We start from the raw sequence: 24,009 nt of genomic DNA, 5'->3' as shown, positions 1-24,009 counted from the left end.
TATGACTTTTCAACGACGACCGCGCTGCAAGAATGCGACGAGGATGATCACGGCGCCCTGCACCGCCGCGTTCAGATACACGCTGATGATGCTCGTGAGGTTCAGTATGTTGTTGATGACCGAAAGCAGAATCGCGCCGATGACCGTGCCGATCACGCGCCCTTCGCCGCCCTTCAACGCCGTGCCGCCGACCACGACGGACGCGATGGCTTCCAGCTCCCACAAGAGGCCCGTCGTCGGCGTGGCGGAGCCTAAGCGCGGCACGTAGAGAATCGTCGCGACGGCCACGCATAGCCCAAGCAAAACATACGTGACAATCTTCACGCGATCGACTTGAATCGCGGCATAACGCGCGACCTGTTCGTTCGAACCGATCGCCTGCACATGCCGCCCATACACCGTTCGATTCAGCACGAGCGCACCGCCCGCCGCGACGATGAGAAATATCCAGATCGGCACCGGCACATGCAGCAAGCTCGCGTAATAGACCGGCCCGTAAAGATCGACGAGCGAGTTGTCGAGCGTGAGCGCGCCGCCATCCGCAAGCCATGTCAGCAAGGCGCGAAAGATGCCGAGCGTGCCCAGCGTGACGATGAACGGCTCGATGCGCCCTTTCGTCACGAGCACGCCATGCGCGAAGCCGAACATCGCGCCGAGCACGAGCGCAAGCACGATGCCGAGCGCGATGATCAGAAGCGGCGGCACCGCATGCCCATGAAAGCCCTGCATCAGCGCGTTCATCATGTAGATCATGCTGCCCGCGATGAGCGCGGCCATCGAGCCGACCGACAAATCGATGCCGCCCGAGATGATGACGAAGGTCATCCCCACCGCGATGATGCCGATGAACGACGTGCGCGTGAGCACGTTCATCGCGTTGTCGATGGTGGCGAAGTCGCCGTTGAGCAAGGTGCCCCCGATACACAGCGCGATCAGCCCGATGAGCGGCCCGACGCCGAACATGAAGCGCGCGACGGTGGAGAGACGGCTCTCGCTTTCGGTGTCTTCAGTGTGTGCCGGTCGCATGCGCGATCAACCTCTCTTCGGTCAAAAGATCCATGCCGAGCGTCGCGACGAGCTCGCCCGCGCGCATCACCGCGACGCGATGACACAAGCCGATCAGCTCGATCAGCTCCGACGAAATCACGATCACCGCGCGGCCTTCCGCCGCCAGCCGATGAATCAGGAAATAGATATCGCGTTTCGCGCCGACATCGACGCCGCGCGTGGGTTCGTCGAGCACGATCACGCGCGGATCGGGATTCAGGAACTTCGCGAGCGCGAGCTTCTGCTGATTGCCGCCGGATAACATGCGCGCGCGTATCGACGTGTTGCCCGTGCGGATGCCGAAATCCTTCACCGCTTCCTGCAAGGCTTCGCGTTCGGCGCGCGTATCGACGAGCGGATGCGCGTAGCGTTCCAGCGTCATCATCGTGAGGTTGTCTTTCAGCGCCATGTCGACGTGCAGGCCGCGTCCCTTGCGATCCTCGCTCAGATACGTGAGGCCGTTTTGCATCGCGTCGCGCGGGCTTTTGAGCTTCACCGTTTCCCCGTCGATGACGATGCGCCCCGCGCTCAAGGGCCGCAAGCCGACGAGCGCTTCGAACAGCTCCGTGCGTCCCGCGCCGACCAGCCCCGCGAAGCCGAACACTTCGCCCTTGCGCACCGAAAAGCCGATGCCGTCCGCCCAGCCCGGCACCGATGCGCCTTCGACCTCGAACGCGACCGGCGCATCGTCGGGCAGGGGCGGCTTGTCGGGAAACATGTCGGAGACTTCGCGGCCGACCATCAGATTCGCCATCTGCTGACGCGTGAGTTCGTCGGTCGGCGCGCGCGCGACGAAGCGGCCGTCGCGCATCACGATCACTTCGTCGGTCACGCGCTCCACTTCGTCGAGCTTGTGCGAGATATAGACGATGGTCGTGCCCGCATCCTTCAAACGCGCCATCAAGCCGAACAGGCGCTGCGTCTCCGATGGCGTCAACGTCGCGGTCGGCTCGTCCATGATGAGCAGGCGCGCGCTTCGCAGCATCGCCTTCGCGATCTCGACGAGCTGCTTCTCCGCGACGATCAGATCGCGCACCTTCGTATCCGGATTTTTGTGCAGACCGACGTCGTTCAGCGCGGCGCGGGCATCGTCGCGCATCGCGGTTTCGTCGAGAAAGAAGCCTTTTTTCAGCTCGTGCCCGAGGAACATGTTCTGCGTGATGCTCAAATGATCCGCGAGATTCAGCTCCTGATGGATCAGCACGATGCCCGCCTGTTCGGCATCGCGCGAGCTCGTGAAGTCGCGCTCGCGTTCGTCGATGAACAGCTCGCCCGCGTTCGCGCGCTCGTAGCCCGCGAGAATCTTCATCAGCGTGGACTTGCCCGCGCCGTTCTCGCCGAGCAATCCGTAGATGCGACCCGGCGCGAGATCGAAGGACACGCCGTGCAGCACGCGCACCGGCCCGAACTGCTTTTCGATGCCCTGAAAGCGCACGGCGAGGCTCATCGTCAGGCGCTCCTTCTTTGAATCAGCCGATGCGGCAGCAGCACGCCCGGCACCTCCGCGCGCGGATCGCGCAGGCGCCTGAGCAGCAGATCGGCCGCGGTTTCGCCGAGCAGTTGCATCGGCTGCGAGACCGTCGTGAGCGGCGGATCGACATGCGCGGCAACCGCGATATCGTCGAAGCCGACGACGGCGACATCGTCGGGCACCGCGAAGCCCGCGCCGCGAAAGCCGTTCATCACGCCGATGGCGAGCGTATCGGAGACGGCGAACGCGGCGCTCGGCCGTGCATCGCCCAGCGATGCGAGTTGCGCGGCCGCGCGTTCGCCCGCGTCGTAATCGAGACTGTCGAGCTCGATCAGCCATTCGGCACGCGGCTCGATGCCCGCGTCCTTCAACGCATCGCGATAACCCGCGAGCCGCTGGCGTCCATACAGATAACCCTGCCCCGAGTTGATGAGCGCGATCCGCCGATGACCCTTGGCCGTCAGATAACGCACGACATCGCCCGCCGCGAGATGATTGTCGATGCCGACATAAGGCACGCCCGCCGCCGGATCGAACTCGCAGCACGCGACCCACGGCAGCGTCGACGCTTCTTCGGCGAGCGCCTTCTGCACGGCGGCGGGATCGAGACAGATGGCGCCATCGGCGCGGCGTCCGCGCAGCAGATCGAAATAGCTTCGCTCGCGCAACGGGTCCGCGCCGGTATCGCACAGCAGCATGAAATAGCCGTTCTGACGCGCGACGCTGTCGATGCCGCGCACGATCGCCGCATAGAACGGATTGCCGAAGTCGGGAACCATGGTGAGCAAGAGGCGGCTTTCCGCCGTGCGCAGATTGCGCGCAAGCTCGTTGATGCGATAGCCGCTCGTCGCGACGGCTTCGAGGACTTTTTCGCGTGTCGTCTCGCGAACGTTCGTGTGCCCGTTGAGCACGCGCGATACCGTGGCCACCGACACGCCCGCGCGTTCGGCGACATCGGCAATCGATACTTCCTCGCGTGTACGGACCGTATCTGACATCGCTCAGTCGCTCGGCGCGATCGAGATGTAATGGATTACATTATTTGGTCGTACGGGTCGCGAAGGCAACAGCAATCGACTAGGGAAAAACGCTTAAGAGCGGGCATGTCGATCTCTCGCGATGTCGTCCGTCGTAGTATGCGAGCGGACCGATGACGCTCGATACCAATACACGAACTTCAGGGAGCGATCCACATGCGATTCATGATGCTGATGATCCCGCGCGGCTACGAAAGCGCGCAACCGGGCACGATGCCGAGCGCGGAAGCCGTCGCCGCGATGATGAAATACAACGAGGAACTGCAAAAGGCCGGCGTGCTGCTCGCGCTCGACGGACTGCATCCGCCGTCGATGGGCGCGCGCGTCACGTTCGAAGGCGGCAAGCCGCGCGTCACCGACGGACCGTTCGCCGAAGCGAAGGAAGTGCTCGGCGGCTACTGGATGCTCCAGGTGAAGTCGCGCGAGGAAGCGATCGAATGGGCGAAACGTTGTCCGGGATCGGAAACGGAGATGATCGAAATCCGTCAGGTCATGGAGATGGACGATTTCCCGCCGGACGTGCAGCAGGCCGCGGCGGGATTCGATGACATGCAGAAGGCTGCCAAGCGCTGACGCAAACGTCTACGCGATCGCTTCCAGCGCGAGCGCGATGCCCTGTCCTCCGCCGATGCACAACGTCACGATGGCGCGCTTCACGCCGTCGCGGCGCATCGCGTGGGCGAGGCGCGTCGTCAGCACCGCGCCGGTCGCGCCGATCGGATGCCCGTGCGCGATCGCCCCGCCCTCCACGTTGACGATGTCCTCGGGCACGCCGAGCGTTCGCGCCACCGCAATCGGCACGGCCGCGAACGCTTCGTTGATCTCGAAGCGCCCGACATCGCCGATCGTCCATCCCGCGCGCTGCAACGCCTGCTGCACGGCGGGCACCGGACCGAGCCCGAACATGCCCGGCTCGACCGCCGCCACGCCGAACGCCGCGAGCCGCACGAACGGTTCGATGCCGCGCGCGTCGGCTTCCTTGCGGCTCGTCACGATCATCGCCGATGCGCCGCTGTTCAGCCCCGGCGCATTGCCGGCCGTGATCGTGCCGTCGGGACGGAACGCCGGGCGCAATTTCGCCAGGGTCGCGAGCGTCGTGTCGGGACGCGGCTGCTCGTCGCGCGCGAACGAGACCGATTCCTTGCCCGCTTTCACATCGATGCCGACGATTTCCGCATCGAACACGCCGTCCTTCTGCGCCGCCGCGAACGACTGCTGCGAACGCTCGGCCCAGCGATCCTGCGCCTCGCGCGTGATATCGAGCTTCGTCACGAGATCTTCCGTGTGCCAGCCCGAATGCTCGCCGGAGAAGGCATCGACGAGGCCGTCGCGCAGCATGCTGTCGTCAATCTGCGCGTTGCCCATGCGATAACCGCGACGGCCGCCATCGAGCAGATACGGCGCGCGGTCCATGTTCTCCATGCCGCCCGCAATCGCGAGGCGCGCGACGCCCGCCGCGATTTCGGTCGCCGCCGTCGCGATGGCCTGCGCGCCGGAGCCGCACACGCGATTGACCGTCAGTGCAGGCACGGTAACCGGCAAGCCGCCGCCCACCGACGCCTGCCGCGCCGGATTCATGCGATTGCCCGCCTGAATCACGTTGCCGAACACGAGCGAATCGACCGACGCCGGATCGAGCGCCGAACCCGCGCGCCGCAACGTTTCCGCGATGACCGCCGCGCCCAGATCGACGGCCGGCGTATCCTTCAGCGAGCCGCCGAACGCGCCGATCGCCGTGCGCACCGGATGACACAACACGATGTCTTGCGCAAACATGGCGTTCCCCCGATCAGCGCGGAATGCCGCTGAGGTAGATCGGTTCATCGGTCGACAGCGACTGCTTGACCGCGCGGCCGGTGTCATCGACGAGCACTTCTTCCTGGTTTTTCTCCACCGCCGCGAGCACTTCGCGCACGACATGTTCCGGCGTCGATTTCGGCGCGGTGACCTGCGCGGTCATGTCGGTATCGATATAGCCGGGGTGCGCCGCCACGACCAGCGTGCCCTGTTCGCGCAGTTCCTCGCGCAATGCGTTGGTGGCCGCCCACGCCGCCGCCTTCGAGATGTGATACGCGCCGCCCGCCGGCAACGACACCCAGCTCAACACGGACAGAATGTTGATGACCGCGCCGCCGCCGTTCTTCTTCAGCACGGGCGCGAAGGCCTGCGTGAGCGCGATCGGGCCGAACGTGTTGATGTCGAGCAGGTCGCGGATGCCTTGCGTCGATGCCGGATCGACGAGCAAACCGCGCGTCGTCACGCCGGCGTTGTTGACGATCACCTGCACGTCGGTGTATGTCGCCGCTGCTTCGGCGATATCGGCGGCATTCGTCACATCGAGCCGGATCGCTTCGACGCCGGGAATATCGACGCTCTTCGAATCGCGCGCCGCGGCGTAGACCTTCGCCGCGCCCGCTTCGAGCAGCGACTTCGCGAATTGCTTGCCGAGACCGCGGTTGGCGCCGGTGACGAGTACCACTTTTCCTTTGACCTGCATGATCTGCTCCGCTTAATTGTGCATATGCACTTTTACCGATAAACAAAAGGCCCGCCACGCGGCGGGCCTGCTGGATGCCGCTCACTCCATCGTCGTCAGTTCGAACAGCGATTCGCGCAATGCCTTCGCGCGTCGCTCGCCGAACTTCGCTTCGAATTCCGCCTGCGCCGCGCGCCATTGCGCCGATGCCTTCACGAGCGTTTCTTTGCCGTTCGCCGTGAGACGCAAACCGACCGCGCGCGAGCCGGCCGATTCCTGCGCCGCTTCGACGAAGCCGTCGCGCTGCAAAGGCTTGAGCGCGCGCACGAGCGTCGTGCGGTCCATCACCATGTAGTCGGCGAGCTCGATCATCTGCACGCCGGGCCTGCGCCCAATCGCCGCGAGAATCGTGAACTGCGCCGCCGTGATGCCGACGACGCTCAAATGCCGCTCGTACATCTGCGACACGTAACGCGCCGCCTGACGGATCGCAAAGCAGTTGCAGTCGAGAGGAGAAGAGTGGGAAGTCATGTGTCGCAGGATATGAGTGCATATGCACTTTGTCAAGCGCGGAAATTTCAATCGGCGCGATAGGCGCGGCGCGAGGGTGGTCGCGAATCGTCGCGCGCGGCGGGCAGGGAAAACGCGCAGAGCCGCCCCGGCCTTGCGATCGAGGCGCATCGGGGCTGTGCCGAAATCCGCATCGGACGCGCAACTAAACACCAAGACGCGGCGAAATTGGCTCCCTACATTTCGCATGTCCGCTGCTTGGGGCGTGTTCCATACGAATTGCCAAACCAAAAAGGAGAGGAATGATCATGCGCTTCCGTACCCAACCTCTGGCCTGGCTCGTGGCGTGCGCCACGGCCACGCTCGGCGCCATGCCGTTCGCCGCGAGCGCCGACGAACTTCCCGTGAAAGTGGGCTTCGCCGCGCCGCTGACCGGCGCGAACGCGGGCTACGGGAAGGATCTCCAGAACGGCGTGCAGCTCGCGCTCGACGAAGCCAACGCGAAGAAGATCACGATCGGCGGCAAGACGGCCAAGTTCGAGATCCGCGCGGAGGACGATCAGGCCGATCCGCGCGTCGGCGTGCAGGCGGCGCAGAAGCTCGTCGATGACGGCGTGGTCGTCGTCGTCGGCCACTTCAATTCGGGCACGACGCTGCCCGCCTCGCCGATCTACAACAGCGCCGGCATCCCGACGATCGATCCCGCCGCGACGAACCCGACCATCACGACGCGCGGTCTGGAAAACATGTTCACGGTCATTTCGAGCGATGCGCAGAACGCGGGCAACGCCGGCGTCTACGCAGTCGCGACGACGAAGGCGAAGCGCATTGCGATCATCGACGACCGCACGGCCTTCGGTCAGGGCGAGGCCGATGAGTTCGAGAAAGCGGTGAAGGCGAAGGGCGGCACGATCGTCACGCGCGAGTACAGCGACAACCAGACCGTCGATTTCAGCGCGCAGCTCACGCGCATCAAGTCGACCAACGCGGATCTGATCTTCTTCGGCGGTCTCGACCGGCAGGCGGCGGCGGTCGTGAAGCGGATGAAGCAGCTCGGCATGAACGCGCAGTTCGTGGGCGGCGGCGGCGTGATGGACGCCGACTTCCTCAAGCTCGCGGGCGATGCCGCCGAAGGCGCGCAGGCGTGGGAATACGGCAGCCCGCTCGACAAGCTGCCCGAGGGCAAGGCGTTCAGCGACAAGTTCCAGAAACGCTTCGGCGTCGCGATTCTTTCGTACGCGCCGTTCGGCTATGACGCCGCGTGGGCCGCCATCAACGCGATGCAAAAGGCCAATTCCATCGATCCGAACGTGTACCGCCCGGTGCTGAAGACCAACAAGTTCGACGGCATCACCGGGCCGATCGCGTTCGACAGCAACGGCGCGTTGAAGAACGCATCGTCGACGCTGTATCAGGTGAAGAACGGTCAGTGGGAGTCGGTCGTCACCAAGCACGGCATGTGACGCGAAACGCTTCAGGCTTGCGCCGTGTGCGCGCGGGCCTGAAGCATCGAACGGGTGCGCGCCGCTTCGTCGTCCAGCCATTGCGCGAATTGCTGCAACGCGGACGACGGCGCCGGCCGCTCCGGATACACGAGGTAGTACGCCGCGCCGCTCGGCACGCACAGCGAAAACGGCGCGATCACGCGTTTCGCGCGCAAGTCTTCCTCGATCAGCGAGATATCGCCGATCGTCACGCCCAGACCCTGCATCGCCGACGAGATCGCCAGATCGAGCGTGTCGAAATGCTGCGCTTTCGTCGACGGCAATCCCGCATAGCCGTATGCGCCGAGCCACAGCAGCCAGTCGCGGCGGTCGCGCGTGGGATGCAGCAGCGTTTTGCCGGCGAGCTCGTCGGGCGTCGGCGCGGCGCTTTTTTTCGGCTTCCACAATTCGGGCGCGCAAACGGGCGTCAGCACTTCATCGAAAAGATGATGCGCGTTCATGCCTTTGCCCGACGGCGCCGCGCCGAAGACAATGGCCGCGTCGAACTGCTCCGCGCTGAACTCGACGCCGTGCGACACCGACGCCGTGACTTCCACCACCAGCTCCGGCCGCTCGTTTTGCAGGCGAATCACGCGCGGCAGCACCCAGCGCATCGCGCAGGTCGGACACTTCACGCGCAGAACGCCGGATTGCGCGCCGCCTTTCGCGAGCGCATCGTCGATCTGTCCAAACGCCTGCTGCAACGGCGCGACCAGCAACGCGCCGTGATGCGTGAGCGCGAGCCCGCGCGCCTGTCGCGTAAAGAGCGCGTAGCCCAGATGCGCCTCCAGTCCCGCGATCTGGCGGCTCACCGCGCCCTGCGTCACGTTCAGCACATCGGCCGCGCGCGTGAAGTTCAGTTTCTGCGCGACGACGAGAAAAGTCTTGAGCACATCGAGGGAAGGCAGCGGTTTCATCGGGTTTTTGACATGTAGCCATGATCTGCAAGCATGGCTAGTATGACAAAGTTTCGATTGTCCGCGCTTTATTGCTGCGGTTGAATCATCGGCAGCATTTCGCCGAACCGCAATTCCGGAGACACCCGCCGTGCAAAGCGCCTGCATTCCCGAGTCGAAGCTGCCGAACGTCGGCACGACTATTTTCACGGTCATCGGCCAATTGGCTGATGAGCATCACGCGCTCAACCTGTCGCAAGGCGCGCCGAACTTCGCGTGCGATCCGAAGCTCATCGAAGGCGTCGAGCGAGCCATGCGGGCAGGACATAACCAGTATTCGCCGATGTCCGGCGTGCTCGCGCTGCGCGAGGCCATCGCCGTAAAGACGCAAAAGCTCTATGGCGCGACCTACGATCCGGGCACGGAAGTCACCGTGGTCGCGAGCGCGAGCGAAGGCCTGTACGCGACGATCAGCGCGCTCGTGCATCCCGGCGACGAAGTGATCTACTTCGAGCCGTCGTTCGACAGCTACGCGCCTATCGTCCAGTTGCAGGGCGCGAAGCCCGTCGCGATCAAGCTGTCGGCGGAGAATTTCAGCATCGACTGGGACGAAGTCGCCGCCGCGATCACGCCGAAGACGCGCATGATCCTCGTCAACACGCCGCACAATCCGACGGGCAGCGCCTTCACATCCGCCGACATCGAGCGGCTCACGGCGCTCACGCGCGACACGAAGATCATCGTGCTGTCGGACGAAGTCTACGAGCACGTCGTGTTCGACGGCGCGCTGCATCACGGCATGGCGCGCTATCCGGCGCTGGCCGAGCGCAGCGTGATCGTGTCGTCATTCGGCAAGTCGTATCACGTGACGGGCTGGCGTGTCGGGTACTGTCTCGCGCCCGCCGCGCTGACGGCGGAAATCCGCAAGATTCACCAGTTCATGACCTTTTCCGCCGATACGCCGATGCAGATGGCCTTCGCCGAAGCGCTCGCGGACGAATCGAGCTATCTGAATCTCGGACCGTTCTATCAGCACAAGCGCGATCTGCTCGCCGAATCGCTGAAGGAATCGCGCTTCGAGCTGTTGCCGAGCGCCGGCAGTTTCTTCATGCTGGCGCGTTACGACGCGATTTCCGACCAGAGCGACAGCGACTTCGTGCTGCGCCTGATTCGCGAGGCGCGTGTCGCGACGATTCCGCTGTCGGCGTTCTACACCGACGGCACCGACAACCACCTGATCCGTCTTTCCTTCGCGAAGGACGACGACACGCTCGTCGAAGGCGCGCGCCGCCTTTGCGCGATCTGACGATTTCCCGACATTTCTGGAGACCACACGATGAAACTCAAACACCTCGCCGGCGCCCTGTTTTTCGCATGCACGTTCGCAAGCGGAGCGGCGCTCGCCGCCGATACGCTGCGCTTCGGCCTTGAGGCGCAATATCCTCCGTTCGAATCGAAATCGTCGACGGGCGAGCTGCAAGGGCTCGATATCGACGTCGGCAATGCGGTGTGCGCCGCCGCGAAGATGCAGTGCAAGTGGGTCGAAACGTCGTTCGACGGCCTGATTCCGGCGCTCCAGGGCCGCAAGTTCGACGCGATCAATTCGGCGATGAACGCGACCGAGCAGCGCCGCCAGGCGATCGACTTCACGACGGTCGTGTATCGCGTGCCGACGCAACTCATCGCGAAGAAGGGCAGCGGCATCGAGCCGACGTCGGCGTCGCTCAAGGGCAAGAGCGTGGGCGTGCTGCAAGGCTCGATTCAGGAAACGTTCGCGAAGGCGCACTGGGAAGGCGAAGGCGTGAAGGTCGTGCCGTATCAGGACCAGAATCAGGTGTATGCGGACCTGAAGTCCGGCCGTCTCGATGGGACGCTCGTGCTCGCGCCCGCGGGACAGAGCGGCTTCCTCTCGAAGCCGGACGGCGAAGGCTTCGCGTTCGTCGGTGCGCCGGTGCGCGACGACAAGATTCTCGGCAGCGGCATCGCCTACGGCATCCGCAAGGGCGACGACGCGCTCAAGGCCAAGCTCAACGCGGCGATCGAGAAGGTCAAGGCGGACGGCACGATCGACAAGTACGCGAAGAAGTATCTGGGCAACATCGATATTTCGGCGAAGTAAGGCACGGCGCGCGGCGGCGGCTTCAGCAGCTTTTCTTGAGCGCAGGCACACTGGCGGCTTGACCTTCTTTGGCCGCCGCGCGTCGATCGCGAGATCGCGGCCTCGAACACGAGGACCGCATGAGCACGCCGACGACGCCCAAGCCCGCCGCCGCACCGCCGCCGAAGCCGCTCCAGGGCGGCCAACTCGTCCTCGCCACGTTCGCCGTGGCGCTCGCGACCTTCATGAACGTGCTGGATTCGTCGATCGCCAATGTCGCGATTCCGACGATCTCCGGCAACCTCGGCGTGTCCGTCAACGAGGGCACGTGGGTCATCACGGTGTTCGCGGCGTCGAACGCCGTTTCCATTCCGCTCACCGGCTGGCTCACGCAGCGGCTCGGGCAGGTGCATCTCTTCGTCGGCGCCATCCTGATGTTCGTGCTGTCGTCGTGGCTGTGCGGCCTCGCGCCGAATCTGCCGGTGCTGCTGCTCGCGCGCGTCTTGCAGGGCGCCGTCGCCGGGCCGCTGATTCCGCTGTCGCAGGCGATCCTGCTCGGCTCGTATCCGAAAGAGAAGTCGTCGATGGCGCTCTCGCTCTGGGCGATGACCGCGACCGTCGGCCCGATCGCCGGTCCCGCGCTCGGCGGCTGGATCACCGACAGCTATTCGTGGTCGTGGATCTTCTACATCAACATTCCGGTAGGCATCTTCGCGGCGGGCGTGACGTGGATGATCTACCGCGAGCGCGAATCGCCGACACGCAAGGCGCCGATCGACGTCGTCGGCCTGCTGCTGCTCGTCTCGTGGGTCGCGTCGTTGCAGATCATGCTCGACAAGGGACGCGATCTCGACTGGTTTTCGTCGCCGCTGATCGTCGTGCTGGCGATCGTCGCGGTGATCGCGTTTGCGTTCTTCGTCGTGTGGGAGCTGACGGACCCGAATCCGGTCGTCGACTTGCGGCTGTTCGCGGGGCGCAATTTCTTCGGCGGCACGGTGGCGATTTCGGTCGCGTACGGCGTGTTCTTCGGCAATCTGGTGTTGCTGCCGCAGTGGATGCAGCAGTATCTGAATTACCGCTCCATCGATGCCGGCCTCGTCACCGCGCCGCTCGGCATCTTCGCGGTGATTCTCGCGCCGATCATGGGCAAGGTGCTGCCGCGCAGCGACGCGCGCATCATCGCGACGGCGGCGTTCGTCGGCTTCGCGTTCGTGTTCTGGCTGCGCTCGAAGTACGTGATCGAAATCGACACTTGGCATCTCGTGCTGCCGACGCTGCTGCAAGGCATCCCGATGGCGATGTTCTTCGTGCCGCTCACGGCGATCGTGCTGTCGGGCCTGCCGCCTTCGAAGATTCCCGCGGCGGCGGGTTTGTCGAACTTCGCGCGGGTGTTTTGCGGCGCGGTGGGGACGTCGCTCGCGGGCAATGCGTGGGATAACCGCATCGCGCTGCATCACGAGCGGCTCACCGAGCAGGCGAATATCTACAATCCGGCGTTTGTGCAGTCGCTCGGATTATCGCGATCGACGCTCGACGTCAGCGAAGCGCAGGCGCGCGGCATGTTCAACTTCACCGTCAATTCGCAGGCCGCGATGATGGGGCTGAACGATATTTTCCTGATCTCGGCGGTGATCTTCATTTTGATCATTCCGCTGATCTGGATTACGAAGGTGGCGAAAGGCGGGGGTGGCGGGGCGGCGTCGGGGGCGCATTGAGGGGCGCGAGCCGGAAGGCTCGTGCGCCGGACGCTACTCGGGCAGAAAACCGTCCTCAAGCACGGAGGACATCGGCCACGGACAGCTTTCCGGGAGATCGGCAAAATCGATATGTGTTTCATTCGCCGCCTGTTCGAGAGCGTCGCCCCACATATCGGCAATCCAGTCCTCATCGGTGAACATAGGTCTTAGACTCGGCGTTTTCCTGATCCGACGCTCGATCGCCGCGCGCTGCGTCAGGATGGTGTTCGTCCAGCTACTGGTCCGCCGCTCCGGCTGCCATTGCCAACGTCCTTCTCATAAGGTGTTCCCATCGGCTGACTCCCGTTCTCTTCATCGTTCCCGGTGTCGCCGATATTAGTTTGGATTCCTTTATTCATACAGATCGTCCGTTCGGCCAACGCGCTTCACTTCAGTCCCAGTTCCACGCGCGAGCCCGCCCCTTTGTCCTTGATGTCATCGGCGTTCATCTTCGGCGCGACGACGAAAATCCGCGCGCTGTCGATCTTCCCGTCGAAGTATTCCTGCACGGCTTGCGCGCGGCGCTGCGCCAGATCGCGCAGCGAGCCTTCATCGACCGGTGCGTTCTTCGTCAGCGCGGCTTTCATGTCGTCGTCGGAGATCGATTTCGTCATGCCGATGAGATTGGTCGGCTTCTTGAAATCCGCCGATTTATACGCCTTCGTCAAATACTTGTCGTAGTCCGCATCCGATATCCTGATCGCGTTCCAGTCCACGTTCTCGCCGTTGCTCGACATGTCGCGCACCTTCGCGCGCTTGACCTGCTGGTCCAGCCACGCGGTGCGCAACGCCGGCTCGTCGGTCTTCGGATCGACGCGGCCCGTCACGTCCATCCGTATCGACGGCTTGTCGGCCAGCGCCTTCGCGATCGTATCGAGCTTCTTCTGCGCGGCATCGTTCAGCGTGGCCGAACCTGCATCGAACTCGATGTAGTTCAGATCCTCGCCACCGCCGCCGCCGAACGCATGCGCGAGCAGCGTGAAGGGCGCGGTCACCGCCTTCTGCACGAGGTTGACGATCGCCTGCCACACGAGCCCGCCGATCGAAAACTCCGGATTGTCCAGCGAGCCGGAAATCGGAATGTTGACGTCGATCTCGCCGCGCGAATTCTTCAGCAACGACACCGCGAGCCGCACCGGCAGCTTCGTCGCGGTCGGATTGTCGATGTGATCGCCGAACGTCAGTTGATCGATGAACAAATGGTTGTTCGCCGTGAGCTTGTTGTCGGCGAGCATGTAGTGCAGGTCGACATTGAGCTTGCCCTTCGTGATCGGATAGCCCGCGTACTTCGACGAATACGGCGTGAGGTTCGTCAGCTCGACGCCGTGCGCGCTCGCGGTCAGATCGAGCGCGGGTTTGTCGATCAGCGGATTGACCTGCCCCTTGATCGACACCGGCCCGTTCGCCGCCAGCTTCGCCGATACATCGACGGGCGCGGGCGTCGTCGAATGCGTGCCGAATGCGCCGATGGTGCCGTTGATCGCGACGAGATTCGCTGTGTAGTTCGGCTTGATGAAGTTGTCGGTATACGTCACGCGACCGTCCTGCAGCACGAGCTGGCCGAAGCGCATGTTGACCGGCGGCCCCGATTTCTCCGCGGTCTTCACCGGCGCCGTCGCGCTCGCGCTCGCCGCGGCCGGCGCGGATGCGCCCTCTTCCTTCGCCCGGTCGCGCGTCAGCGATTGCGGGCCGTTCTCGCCCGCCACGACGCTCTTCAGGTTCAGCTTGCCCTGCGCGTCGAGCAGCACGCGGCCGTAGAACTTCGCGAAGGTCACGCGGGCCGCGTCGACATCGGTGCCGCGCTCGCTGTAGTTCACCTTCACGTTGCTGAGGCCGAGCAGCTTCCAGCCGGCGAAGCGGTCGGAGGTCGCCTTGTCGAGCATGCGCACGTCCGACAGCGACACATCGCCCTTATAGGACGCCGCGAGCGTCTTGCCGCTGCCCGACATCGCGACGTCGCCGTTCGCGTTCAGATACGCGCTCGCCAGCTCGATATTGAGCTTGTCGCCGAAGTACGGCTCGAACGCGGAGGCATCGACCTGATCGCCCTTCACGTGCAGTGCGAGCTTGAGCGGCGTCACCGTGACATTGCCGCCGACAGCCAGCGCGCCCTTGCCGTTCAGCGTCAGCTTGCCGTCGACGGCGAGCGGCTTCGTCAGGTCGTCGCTGAATTGCCTGACGTTCAGCGCGAGCGGCGCGATGCGCAGCTTGACCGGCCGCGCCGTGGTTTCGTCGGTGATATTCGCCGATGCATCCGCCAGCGCGATCTCGCCGATCTGATAGCGCCACGCCGGCCCCGCCGCCTGCGCCTTCTGGATCTTGTGCGCCGCCGTCTGCTCGGGCGCGGCTTCGTGCGGCTCGGCGAGCGCGGCGAGATCGATGCTGCCGTCCTTGCGGCGGGTCGCATCGAGCGCGAGGCCGCTCAACTGCACGCTGTCGATGACGGCATTGCGCGCGGGCACGTCGACCTTGCCGATCTTCGCCGTCGCCGATGCCAGCTTGACCGGCGCGCCGCCTGCATTGGGCGTGAGCGCGAGCGCGTCGAGCTTCACATCGCCCGCGCCGACCTGCACGCCGGCGTCCGGCTTGCTCCAGTCCACCGACACCGGCAGATTCGCGCCGAGCGTGCCGCTCGTCACGCGCGCGGCCATCATGTTCGCGAGATACGGCTGCAACGGCGGCAGCGCCAGCGCGTTCAACGCGAGTTTCACGTCCGCCGTCTTCGCGGCGAGCGTCACGTTGCCGGATGCATCGAGCGCGCCGCCTTTGTCGAACGCGGTCTTGAGCGTGTATTTCGCGGGCGTCTTCGCGAGTGTCGAGAAATCGTCGAGGGTGACCGCGAATCCGGTCAGCGCGGCCTGCACGCGCTGCTTCAGCAACTGATCGTCGAGCGCGATCGTGCCGCCGTCGATCGCGAGATGGCGGATCGCCAGATCGAGCGGCGGCGCTTCTTTCTGCGCTTCCTTCGCCGCTTCCTTCTTCCCGTCCTGCGCGGCAGGCTTCGGCGCGGGACCGGCCAGCTTCTGCACGTTCAACTGGCCAGCGGAATCGCGTGCGAGATGCACATCGGGATTCGAGAGCGTCACTTCGTCGAGGTGATAGATGTCGCGCAGCGGTTCCGCGTTCGCGATCTTCACATGCAGCGCGCGGGCCGCGACGAGCGGCGCGTTCGCCTTGTCCGTCACGGCGAGATCGGCGAGATCGGCGGTGCCTTCGATGCGGATCGTCGGCGTATCGCCCGAAATCGCGAAGCTCACGTTGAGATCGGTCGAGAGCTTGCCGCTCTTCACCGCGACCGGCACCGACGCCGGCGCGTAGGACGCCATTTGCGGCACGTCGAGGCCGTCGAGCGTGAGCGCGACCTCCGATTCACGCGACTGCGCGAACGGCTTCGTGCGCCCTTTCACGACGAGCGGCGAGCCGTCGATGCGCGCCTGTAACAGCGGTGTCACGAAAATGTCCGTGGCGGACGGCAGCGTCGCGATGAACGGAATGCCGAGCGCAAATCGGTCAATCACGTGCTTCGCCTTCAGAAGCCTGTCATCGAACGTGATCCGGCCGTTTTCGAGCCGGATGTTCGACACCGAAAAGCGCGCCGGCTTGTCCGACGGCGGCGACGACGGCTTCGAGAATTTGGCGATCAGATCTGAGAAATTGAAATGCTCGCCGTCGTAGCGCACGACGTTGATGCGCGGCGAATCGACTTTCAGCTCGTTGACGACCGGCGCAAGCCTGACCACCGACGCCCACGACGTGCGCACGACGAGCCGCGATACATCGACGAAATCCGCCGACGCGCCCGGCGCCTTCGCGAGATTCGCCGGCGATTCGCCGATATGCACGCCTTCTGCTTCGAAATCCAGCGTGTAGGGATTGAGCGAAATGCGCTTGATGCTGACGGGCCGGTCGAGCTGCTTCGCGAGCTGCTGCTCGGCGATATGCCGGATGACCGGCGGCGCGACGAAGAACCCGAGCACGCCGATCACGAGCAGCGCGATCAGCAGGCCGATGAAAATGCGCCGCGTGCGCCGCGCGTGAACGACGCCGCGCAGCGTCTGGCCGGCGGAGGCGAGAGAAGACTTCGTGATGCTTGACATTGATGCGTGGCGACGAGCCGCCGTCCCCGGGAAGATGATGCCCGAGTATACGACGACGCGGCCCGCAAACGTTCGCCAAACTGCGCGTCAAAAGCATGAAGGCCGCGAAAAAATCGCGGCCTTCAATGCTCGGTTCAAGCGCTTTTGCGCGCCCGGCTCACTGCCGCACGACCGGCGGCGGCGCCCACGAGCCGTCGCTCGCCTGCGGTTTGGGCGCGTAGAGACGCATCGTGAGCTGGAACTCGCCTTCGGGCGCGGGCAGCCAGTTCGCATCGCGCGTGCGTCCCGGCGATTTCGCCGACACGATCACGTCGACGGAACCATCGCGATTCTTCTTCAGCCGGTCGTGATCCGAAAGCGACAGGCGCGGCAGCTTCGCATCCGCGAGCGCGCCGTCCTTCGTGTAGACGGTGATCGTCCAGAAGCCGCGCACGGGCGGCGCCTGCTCCGGCGCGAAATGCAGCGTGTACGCGTTCGCGCCGTTGAGCGCGTGACCTTCGCTGTCCACGCGCGTCACCGGCTTCACTTCGCCTTCCTTCGTGCTCGTCGCGGTCTGACGGCGCGCGAGATACGCGCGCAGCGTGTAATCCGTGCCGTAGACGCCGACGCCATCGCCGAACCAGGTCCAGCCGTTCTTCGTGATCGCGTTCGGCGGCGCCGTGTCCAGCCGCTCGCGTGCATCGGCGAGACCGGAATCGAGCAGCGGCGCATCCGTTTTCTTGAACTGCACCGGTTCGCCCGGCTTCACGCCGAGATCGGCAAGCTGGCTCATCGCATGGCTGTCGTCGGTGGCGGCGGGATTGTCGTCGAGCGAGCGGGCAAGGCGCGCGAAGAACGCGTTCGCGTCGAGCGCTTCGGCCTGCGCGCCCGGCGCGATCGTCGCCAGTGAAGAGGGCAGCGGCGGCACCGCCGGTTGCTGCGCGCCGTTCGCGGGCCACGCGCCGGCGACGACCGGCGTCGGATCGGCGGCGGAGCCTTTCGCGGGCGTCAGCGTGTCGATGCGCATCGCGGTCTGGAGCTTGCGCGCGTCGCGCACATCGCGCGGGCCGTTCACGCGCACGCGCACCGAGAGCCACACGTAACGCGTGCGCGTCTCGACGCGGGTCGCGTTGGCGGGCAGCGTGCCGGCAAAGCCCGCGGGCACGAACGCGATCAGCTGCATCTTCGGATACGGCGTCGTGTCGGCGCTCGAATAGAGCGCGTTGGTCCATGCATCGAACGCGCGCGCGTCCAGATAGCGGCCGCGCGGCGCGGCGGGCAGCGTGACGATCACGGGATCGGCGGAGACGTCGAGCCAGGCCGTCGATTCGAGCGTGTCGACGCTCGGCCAGCCAGCCGCGCCGGCGGGCGGCAGCGCGCTCGCGTGGCGGAAGGTGTTGAGCGGCGCCTGGCCGGGCTGTCCGGCGCGGCCGCTCGCGCGCTCACGAGCGATATCCGTGGCAACGAGCGGGAAGCCGAACGTGTAGGCGTCGGCGACCTGGTTCTTCACCCAGCCGGTGGTCGTCGGCTTCAACTCGGGCTGCCTGGTCGCGCAGCCCGCCAGGACCGCCATGCCCGCGAGACTCACGCTCATCCAGATTGCGGTGTTGAGCGGCAACGTCCAGCGTCGGTTGTTCTTCATTCGAATGGAAATCCGGTTCTTCTTTCGATTTGGGTTTTCGCGCGCATCGATTCGCCATCGATGCGAAGCACGCTCGCACGCCGGTCGACGCCGCCTCAAGTCCCCGCGCGGCGCGCCACGAGCAGTATCTCGAAATTCGGGTTTTAACTTATCCGCTGACTATAGGCAAGATTAAGTCGGCAAAAGCGCATCGGCATGCCGAAGAATGCACCAGATGTCGCCCAAAAGCACTGAAAGACGCGCATTTCGTCCTTCGAATCGCTTCATCTCGTAGCATTCGATGATCCCGCTCCACCGAATCCTCTTTCCCGATGCGATTCATCGCAGGCTTGACCTTCCAATCATTGGAAGGTCAATACTTGTCTCGTGAGGGATCTTCGCGATCCCAGCCAGACCGGAGCGTTTCATGATGTCGACAGCACCATCCGAGAATCCGCGCACCGCGGAATTGGCCGTCAGCGGCATGACGTGCGCGTCGTGCGTCGCGCGCGTCGAAAAAGTGCTCAGGCGCGTGCCGGGCGTCGAGAGCGTCGCGGTCAATCTCGCGACCGAGAAGGCGACCGTGCACGCGAGCGGCACAGTCACCGACGATCAGCTCGTCGCGGCGATCGCGAAAGCCGGCTACGAAGCCGCGCCAATTTTGCCCGACGCCGCGCCCGCCGCCGCTGCGCCGGGCGCGTTCGATCGCGAGCTTGCGGCGGTGCTCGCCTCCGGCGTGCTCACCTTGCCGCTGCTCGCGCCGATGTTCGGCGCCACGCTGAACCCGTGGCTGCAACTCGCGCTCGCGAGCGTCGTGCAGTTCGGCTTCGGCGCGCGGTTTTATATCGGCGGATATCGCGCGGCGCGGGCGTTCGCGGGCAATATGGATTTGCTCGTCGCGCTCGGCACGTCGGCGGCGTGGGGCCTGTCCGTCTATCAAATGTTCGCGCACGGCGGCATGACGGAGCATCTGTTCTTCGAGGCGTCGGCGGTCGTCATCACGCTGGTGCGCTTCGGCAAGTGGCTCGAAGCGCGCGCCAAGCGCCAGACCACCGACGCGATCCGCGCGCTCAACGCGCTGCGGCCCGACAAGGCCCGCGTGCGCGACCGCGACGATCCCGCGCGTGAACGCGACGTGCCGCTCGCGGACGTGCGCATCGGCGATATCGCCATCGTGCGGCCGGGCGAGCGCGTGCCGGTCGACGGCATCGTGCGCGAGGGCCGCACGCACATCGACGAATCGCTGATCACGGGCGAAAGCCTGCCCGTGGCGAAGGAACCGGGCGCGCGCACGACCGGCGGCTCGATCAACGGCGAAGGCGTGATCGCGATCGAAACCACGGCGATCGGCGCGGAAACGACGCTCGCGCGCATCATCCGGCTCGTCGAATCGGCGCAGGCGGAAAAGGCGCCGATCCAGCGGCTCGTCGATCGCGTGTCGGCGGTGTTCGTGCCGGCGATTCTGGCGATCGCGCTCGTCACGCTCGCCGGATGGTTCTGGCACGGCGCGGCCGCCGAAACGGCGCTGCTCAACGCGGTCGCCGTGCTCGTGATCGCGTGCCCGTGCGCGCTCGGCCTCGCGACGCCGACCGCGATCATGGCGGGCACCGGCGTCGCGGCGCGCCAGGGCATTCTCATCAAGGACGCGCAGGCGCTCGAACAGGCGCATGCGATCAGAATCGTCGCGTTCGACAAGACCGGCACGCTGACGGTCGGCAAACCAAGCCTCGTCGCGTTCGATGCCGCGCCCGGGCAGAATCGTGCGCACGCGCTCGGGCTCGCCGCCGCCGTGCAGCGCATGAGCGAGCATCCGCTGGCGAAGGCCGTCGTCGCCGCCGCGACCGATGCGCCGCGTTTCGAGGCGAGCGCCGCGCGCGCGGTTGCGGGGCGCGGCGTGGAGGCGGCTGTCGACGGACGGCGCATCGCGATCGGCAGCGCGCGCTGGGTCGCGGAACTGGGCGCGGACGTGCCTTCGTCGCTGGCAAAACGCGCGAACGAGCTCGAAGCGCAGGGCAATACGGTGTCGTGGCTGATCGAAGGAAACAAGGCCGTGCTCGCGCTGCTCGCCTTCGGCGATACGGTCAAGCCGACCGCACGCGCCGCCATCGAACGGCTGGCGCGGATGGGCGTGCGAAGCGCGCTCGTCACCGGCGACAACGAAGGCAGCGCGCGGAACGTCGCGCGTGCGCTGGGCATTCCATCGGATCTCGTGTTCGCGCAGACTTTGCCCGACGACAAGGCGCGCGTCGTCGCGCAACTGAAGGCGTCGGGCGACGGCATCGTGGCGATGGCCGGCGACGGCATCAACGACGCGCCCGCGCTCGCCGCCGCCGATATCGGCATCGCGATGGCGAGCGGCACCGACGTCGCGATCGAAGCGGCCGGCATCACGCTGATGCGCGGCGATCCGGCGCTCGTCGCGGACGCGATCGATATTTCGCGGCGCACGTATCGCAAGATTCAGCAGAATCTCTTCTGGGCGTTCGTCTACAACCTGATCGGCATTCCGCTCGCGGCGTTCGGGCTGCTCGATCCGATGTTCGCGGGCGCGGCGATGGCGTTCTCGAGCGTGAGCGTCGTGACCAACGCGCTCTTGCTGAGAACGTGGCGCGCTCAGGCCGGCGCGCCCGCCGACGCAGCCCGCGCCGGCAAGCCTATCACGCGGCCCGCATAGCGCGCGTCCTTCAGCGCGACACCCGATTCGGCGGCGATGCGCGCGGCGATGTCCTCATCGAACGATGCGGATTTCGGCTCGCCGCTCGAATCGATGTGCAGCAGCATCTGCTCGCACGCGGACGCGGGCTCGGCGGCATCGCCCTCGAACATCTCCATATAGAGATGCACGCGCTTCCTGTCATGCCCGACGACCCGCACGTCGACGCGCACCGCCGCGCCCTCCTTGATCTCGCGCAGATAGCTGACGTGCGCTTCGAGCGTGTAGAGCGTGCGCTGGCGCGCGCGGCGGCCCGCGTCGTCGAGACCGATGCGGTCCATGAACGCATCGGTCGCGAGGCTGTAGATCAGCATGTAGAAGGCATCGCGCAGATGGCCGTTGTAGTCGACCCATTCGGGTCTGACCGTGTCGCGATAGATCATCGTGGTTCCTTTAGTCTTCGATGCCGTGACGCGCCTTCGCCTGCGCGATCGCCTCGATCACGCTCGCGATGCAGTCGTCGCGATAACGCTCCAGTTCCTTGATGCCGCGCCCGTTCGTCTGTTTCGACGTGCCGTCGACCACGCGGTCGATGAGCTCATCGGTGAGTTTCGGCGCGACGAGCTTCGTCCACGGCAATTCGAGCGCGGGGCCGAACTGCTGCATGAAGTGTCGCATGCCCGCTTCGCCGCCGGCCAGCGTGTAGGTCAGGAACGTGCCCATGAACGACCAGCGGATGCCTGCGCCGTAGCGGATGGCGTCGTCGATTTCGCCGGTCGTCGCGACGCCGTCGTTCACGAGATGCAGCGCCTCGCGCCAGAGCGCTTCGAGCAGCCGGTCCGCGATGAAGCCCGGCACTTCCTTCCTCACACGCAGCGGCCGCATGCCGATGGAGGCGTAGAAGCTCATGGCTGCATCGATGGCTTCGCCGGACGTCTGGTCGCCGCCGAGCACTTCGACGAGCGGCAGCAGGTACACCGGATTGAACGGATGCCCGACGACGCAGCGCGCGGGATTGACGGCGCGCGCGTAGAACTCGCTCGGCAGAAGCCCGGATGTGGACGACGCGATGAGGGCATCGGCCTCGGCTGCGCGGCTCACGCGCTCGTGCAGCGCGAGCTTCAGTTCCTCGCGCTCGGGCGCGCTTTCCTGGATGAAGTCGGCATCGGCGACGCATTCCTCGACGGTCGCGACGAAGCGCAATCTTTTTTGCGATGCGCCTTCCGTCAGGCCGACGCGTTCGAGCGCGGGCCATGCATTCGCGACGTTGGCGCGCAGCTGCGCCTCGGCGCCGGGCGCCGGGTCCCACGCGGTGACATCGAGTCCGTGCGCGAGCGCGCGCGCCACCCAGCCGCTGCCGATCACACCCGCGCCGAGCGCGGCGAATTGCTTGACTTGCATGTCGTCGTGTCCTTGTCAGTTCAGGCGAATTGTTCTGCGGTGCGTTTTTCCAGCAGACGTTCGCCGCGCGGGCGAAGTCCGAGCTTGCGGCGGCCTTCGGCGGGCGTGAGCGCGCGTGCGCCCAGCCGTTCGATGATTTCCACGGCGCGTTGCACGAGCGTGCCGTTCGTCGCGTGGACGCCGCGATCGAGCCACAGGTTGTCTTCGAGACCGACGCGCACGTGGCCGCCGAGGAGCATCGCTTGCGCGACCATCGGCATTTGCATGCGGCCGATGCCGAAGCCGGCCCAATGCGCGCCGGGCGGCAGGTTGTCGACCATGGCTTTCATCGTGCCGGTGTCGGGCGGCGCGCCCCACGGAATGCCCATGCACAGTTGAAAGAGGGGCGGGTTGTCGAGCAGGCCTTCTTTCAGCAGTTGATTGGCGAACCAGAGGTGGCCTGTGTCGAAGATTTCCAGTTCCGGCTTCACGCCGAGTTCCTGGATGCGTTTGGCGCCGGCTCGAAGTTGCGCGGGCGTCGATACGTAGATGTAGTCGCCATCGCCGAAATTGAGCGTGCCGCAGTCGAGGGTGCAGATTTCGGGCAGCAGTTCTTCGACGTGGGCAAGACGCGTGAGTCCGCCGACGAGGTCGGTGCCTTGACCGAAGCGCATCGGGTCTTCGCCCGCGCCGATCTCGAGGTCGCCGCCCATGCCCGCCGTCAGGTTGATGATCACATCGGTATCGGATGAGCGAATGCGGTCCACCACCTCCCGGTATAACGCCGGGTCGCGGCTGCCTCTTCCGGTCTTCGGATCGCGGACATGGCAATGCGCGACGGTGGCGCCCGCTCGGGCCGCTTCTATCGCCGCGTCTGCGATCTGCTTCGGCGTTACCGGGATCGACGGGTGCTTGCTCGTCGTGTCGCCTGCGCCCGTTACCGCGCACGTTACTATCACTTCGTAGTTCATGTTTTTGGCCTTCCTTTAGGGTTCCTAATACTTTGGCATTGGGTTTTCGTTGAATCCTGTTTTCTTCTCGGTCTATTTGCGCTGCCCCTGTGCGGGGCGGCAGTCACTTTCTTTGCTGCTGCAAAGAAAGTAACCAAAGAAAGCAGCTCGATACGCCTGCGGTCACACGCAATTTGGGTAGTTCTCTCGTCCTCAGCGGCACTCGCCTAAAGAGTGCCCTCATCACAATCACCCGGCTTGGATCGCGCACGGTCTGCCGCTTCGCGCCGCATAACGAACGGGTTCAGCACGAAATGGCTCCAGCCTGCTTCGCGGCCGACCGGTCAATCGGGGCTGCGTGTGCTTCTTTGCTAACATGTCCATCTCACTGCGCGTGCCGCACGTTGGTTTCCCTCGCATACCCTGCGGCAGCGCGTAGCGCTGTGCCGGAACTCTTTCGCGCTGAACCAGCGCCCTAAACCTCCTAGCTTGTCAGACCGTGCGCGATCCAAGCCCGGTTAGTCCTTCGAGGGCACTCTTTAGGCGAGTGCCGCCGTGGACGAGAGAACTACCC

19 protein-coding genes are annotated in these 24,009 nt (G+C 65.2%); 6 read left to right on the top strand and 13 right to left on the bottom strand.

Annotation, left to right across the window (positions count from 1 at the left end; genetic code table 11):
• Positions 1-9 precede the first annotated feature (9 nt).
• From AWB76_RS31740 to AWB76_RS31730, 3 genes are read right to left on the bottom strand one after another with little or no spacing between them, the layout of a single operon-like run.
• Positions 10-1,026: an ABC transporter permease gene (locus tag AWB76_RS31740; RefSeq protein WP_061164073.1), complete on the bottom strand. Its 1,017-nt coding sequence runs from the start codon at positions 1,024-1,026 to the stop codon at positions 10-12.
• A complete protein-coding gene (locus AWB76_RS31735) occupies positions 1,007-2,494 on the bottom strand; it encodes a sugar ABC transporter ATP-binding protein (protein WP_061164072.1) in 1,488 nt (495 codons plus the stop codon). The genes AWB76_RS31740 and AWB76_RS31735 overlap by 20 nt, the downstream gene beginning before the upstream one ends.
• Positions 2,495-2,496: 2 nt before the next feature.
• Complete coding sequence (locus AWB76_RS31730; RefSeq protein ID WP_061164071.1) at positions 2,497-3,516, bottom strand: LacI family DNA-binding transcriptional regulator; 1,020 nt, start codon at positions 3,514-3,516, stop codon at positions 2,497-2,499.
• Between the two features lie 195 nt (positions 3,517-3,711).
• Here AWB76_RS31730 and AWB76_RS31725 point away from each other — a divergent pair, with 195 nt between their 5' ends.
• Positions 3,712-4,128 carry a YciI family protein gene (locus tag AWB76_RS31725; RefSeq protein WP_061164070.1) on the top strand — a complete coding sequence of 139 codons (417 nt, stop codon included), beginning with the start codon at positions 3,712-3,714 and terminating at the stop codon, positions 4,126-4,128.
• A 9-nt stretch (positions 4,129-4,137) separates the two neighbouring features.
• Here AWB76_RS31725 and AWB76_RS31720 read toward each other — a convergent pair whose 3' ends face one another.
• The 3 genes from AWB76_RS31720 to AWB76_RS31710 form a co-directional block, all read right to left on the bottom strand.
• Positions 4,138-5,331 carry a thiolase family protein gene (locus tag AWB76_RS31720; RefSeq protein ID WP_061164069.1) on the bottom strand — a complete coding sequence of 398 codons (1,194 nt, stop codon included), beginning with the start codon at positions 5,329-5,331 and terminating at the stop codon, positions 4,138-4,140.
• A gap of 13 nt (positions 5,332-5,344) precedes the next feature.
• Positions 5,345-6,052, bottom strand: a complete 708-nt coding sequence (locus AWB76_RS31715) for an SDR family oxidoreductase (protein ID WP_061164068.1) — start codon at positions 6,050-6,052, stop codon at positions 5,345-5,347.
• Positions 6,053-6,133: 81 nt separating this feature from the next.
• On the bottom strand, positions 6,134-6,562 hold the full coding sequence (locus AWB76_RS31710) for a MarR family winged helix-turn-helix transcriptional regulator (RefSeq protein WP_061164067.1): 429 nt from the start codon (positions 6,560-6,562) through the stop codon (positions 6,134-6,136).
• Positions 6,563-6,849: 287 nt separating this feature from the next.
• Between AWB76_RS31710 and AWB76_RS31705 the strand changes: the two genes are divergently transcribed.
• Positions 6,850-8,004 (top strand): branched-chain amino acid ABC transporter substrate-binding protein, encoded by a 1,155-nt coding sequence (locus AWB76_RS31705; protein ID WP_096031382.1) that lies wholly within the window; start codon positions 6,850-6,852, stop codon positions 8,002-8,004.
• Between the two features lie 11 nt (positions 8,005-8,015).
• Here the strand turns inward: AWB76_RS31705 and AWB76_RS31700 are convergent, their stop codons facing one another.
• Positions 8,016-8,942, bottom strand: coding sequence for a LysR substrate-binding domain-containing protein (locus tag AWB76_RS31700; RefSeq protein WP_061164065.1), 927 nt, complete (start codon positions 8,940-8,942; stop codon positions 8,016-8,018).
• Between the two features lie 130 nt (positions 8,943-9,072).
• Here AWB76_RS31700 and AWB76_RS31695 point away from each other — a divergent pair, with 130 nt between their 5' ends.
• The 3 genes from AWB76_RS31695 (at position 9,073) to AWB76_RS31685 (ending at position 12,734) form a co-directional block, all read left to right on the top strand.
• On the top strand, positions 9,073-10,227 hold the full coding sequence (locus AWB76_RS31695; protein ID WP_061164064.1) for a methionine aminotransferase: 1,155 nt from the start codon (positions 9,073-9,075) through the stop codon (positions 10,225-10,227).
• A gap of 30 nt (positions 10,228-10,257) precedes the next feature.
• Entirely contained in the window at positions 10,258-11,040 is a 783-nt protein-coding gene (locus tag AWB76_RS31690) for an ABC transporter substrate-binding protein (RefSeq protein WP_061164063.1), read from the top strand.
• 119 nt (positions 11,041-11,159) lie between these two features.
• Positions 11,160-12,734, top strand: coding sequence for a DHA2 family efflux MFS transporter permease subunit (locus AWB76_RS31685; protein WP_061164107.1), 1,575 nt, complete (start codon positions 11,160-11,162; stop codon positions 12,732-12,734).
• A gap of 33 nt (positions 12,735-12,767) precedes the next feature.
• On the opposite strand, the gene AWB76_RS42385 is transcribed toward AWB76_RS31685, so the two are convergent.
• The 3 genes from AWB76_RS42385 to AWB76_RS31675 all read right to left on the bottom strand — a co-directional run bounded on the left by AWB76_RS42385 (position 12,768) and on the right by AWB76_RS31675 (position 18,473).
• Positions 12,768-12,974: a DUF29 family protein gene (locus AWB76_RS42385; RefSeq protein ID WP_244173524.1), complete on the bottom strand. Its 207-nt coding sequence runs from the start codon at positions 12,972-12,974 to the stop codon at positions 12,768-12,770.
• A 167-nt stretch (positions 12,975-13,141) separates the two neighbouring features.
• Positions 13,142-16,852 carry a DUF748 domain-containing protein gene (locus tag AWB76_RS31680; protein WP_061164062.1) on the bottom strand — a complete coding sequence of 1,237 codons (3,711 nt, stop codon included), beginning with the start codon at positions 16,850-16,852 and terminating at the stop codon, positions 13,142-13,144.
• A 157-nt stretch (positions 16,853-17,009) separates the two neighbouring features.
• Positions 17,010-18,473, bottom strand: coding sequence for a DUF1254 domain-containing protein (locus AWB76_RS31675; protein WP_061164061.1), 1,464 nt, complete (start codon positions 18,471-18,473; stop codon positions 17,010-17,012).
• A 406-nt stretch (positions 18,474-18,879) separates the two neighbouring features.
• Here AWB76_RS31675 and AWB76_RS31670 point away from each other — a divergent pair, with 406 nt between their 5' ends.
• Positions 18,880-21,126 (top strand): heavy metal translocating P-type ATPase, encoded by a 2,247-nt coding sequence (locus AWB76_RS31670; protein ID WP_061164060.1) that lies wholly within the window; start codon positions 18,880-18,882, stop codon positions 21,124-21,126.
• On the opposite strand, the gene AWB76_RS31665 is transcribed toward AWB76_RS31670, so the two are convergent.
• From AWB76_RS31665 to cdhC, 3 genes are read right to left on the bottom strand one after another with little or no spacing between them, the layout of a single operon-like run.
• Complete coding sequence (locus AWB76_RS31665; protein ID WP_061164059.1) at positions 21,066-21,548, bottom strand: thioesterase family protein; 483 nt, start codon at positions 21,546-21,548, stop codon at positions 21,066-21,068. The genes AWB76_RS31670 and AWB76_RS31665 overlap by 61 nt on opposite strands.
• A 10-nt stretch (positions 21,549-21,558) precedes the next feature.
• The gene (locus AWB76_RS31660) at positions 21,559-22,506 is read right to left on the bottom strand and encodes an L-carnitine dehydrogenase (protein ID WP_061164058.1); all 948 of its coding nucleotides are present in this window, start codon (positions 22,504-22,506) and stop codon (positions 21,559-21,561) included.
• Positions 22,507-22,526: 20 nt separating this feature from the next.
• Positions 22,527-23,456 (bottom strand): 3-dehydrocarnitine:acetyl-CoA trimethylamine transferase CdhC, encoded by a 930-nt coding sequence (cdhC, locus tag AWB76_RS31655; RefSeq protein WP_061164057.1) that lies wholly within the window; start codon positions 23,454-23,456, stop codon positions 22,527-22,529.
• Positions 23,457-24,009: the final 553 nt, after the last annotated feature.

The organism is Caballeronia temeraria, assembly GCF_001544795.2.
Taxonomy (GTDB): Bacteria; Pseudomonadota; Gammaproteobacteria; order Burkholderiales; family Burkholderiaceae; genus Caballeronia; species Caballeronia temeraria.
Note: the sequence above shows the minus strand (reverse complement) of the source record. Positions and strands in the feature narration are given on the sequence as shown.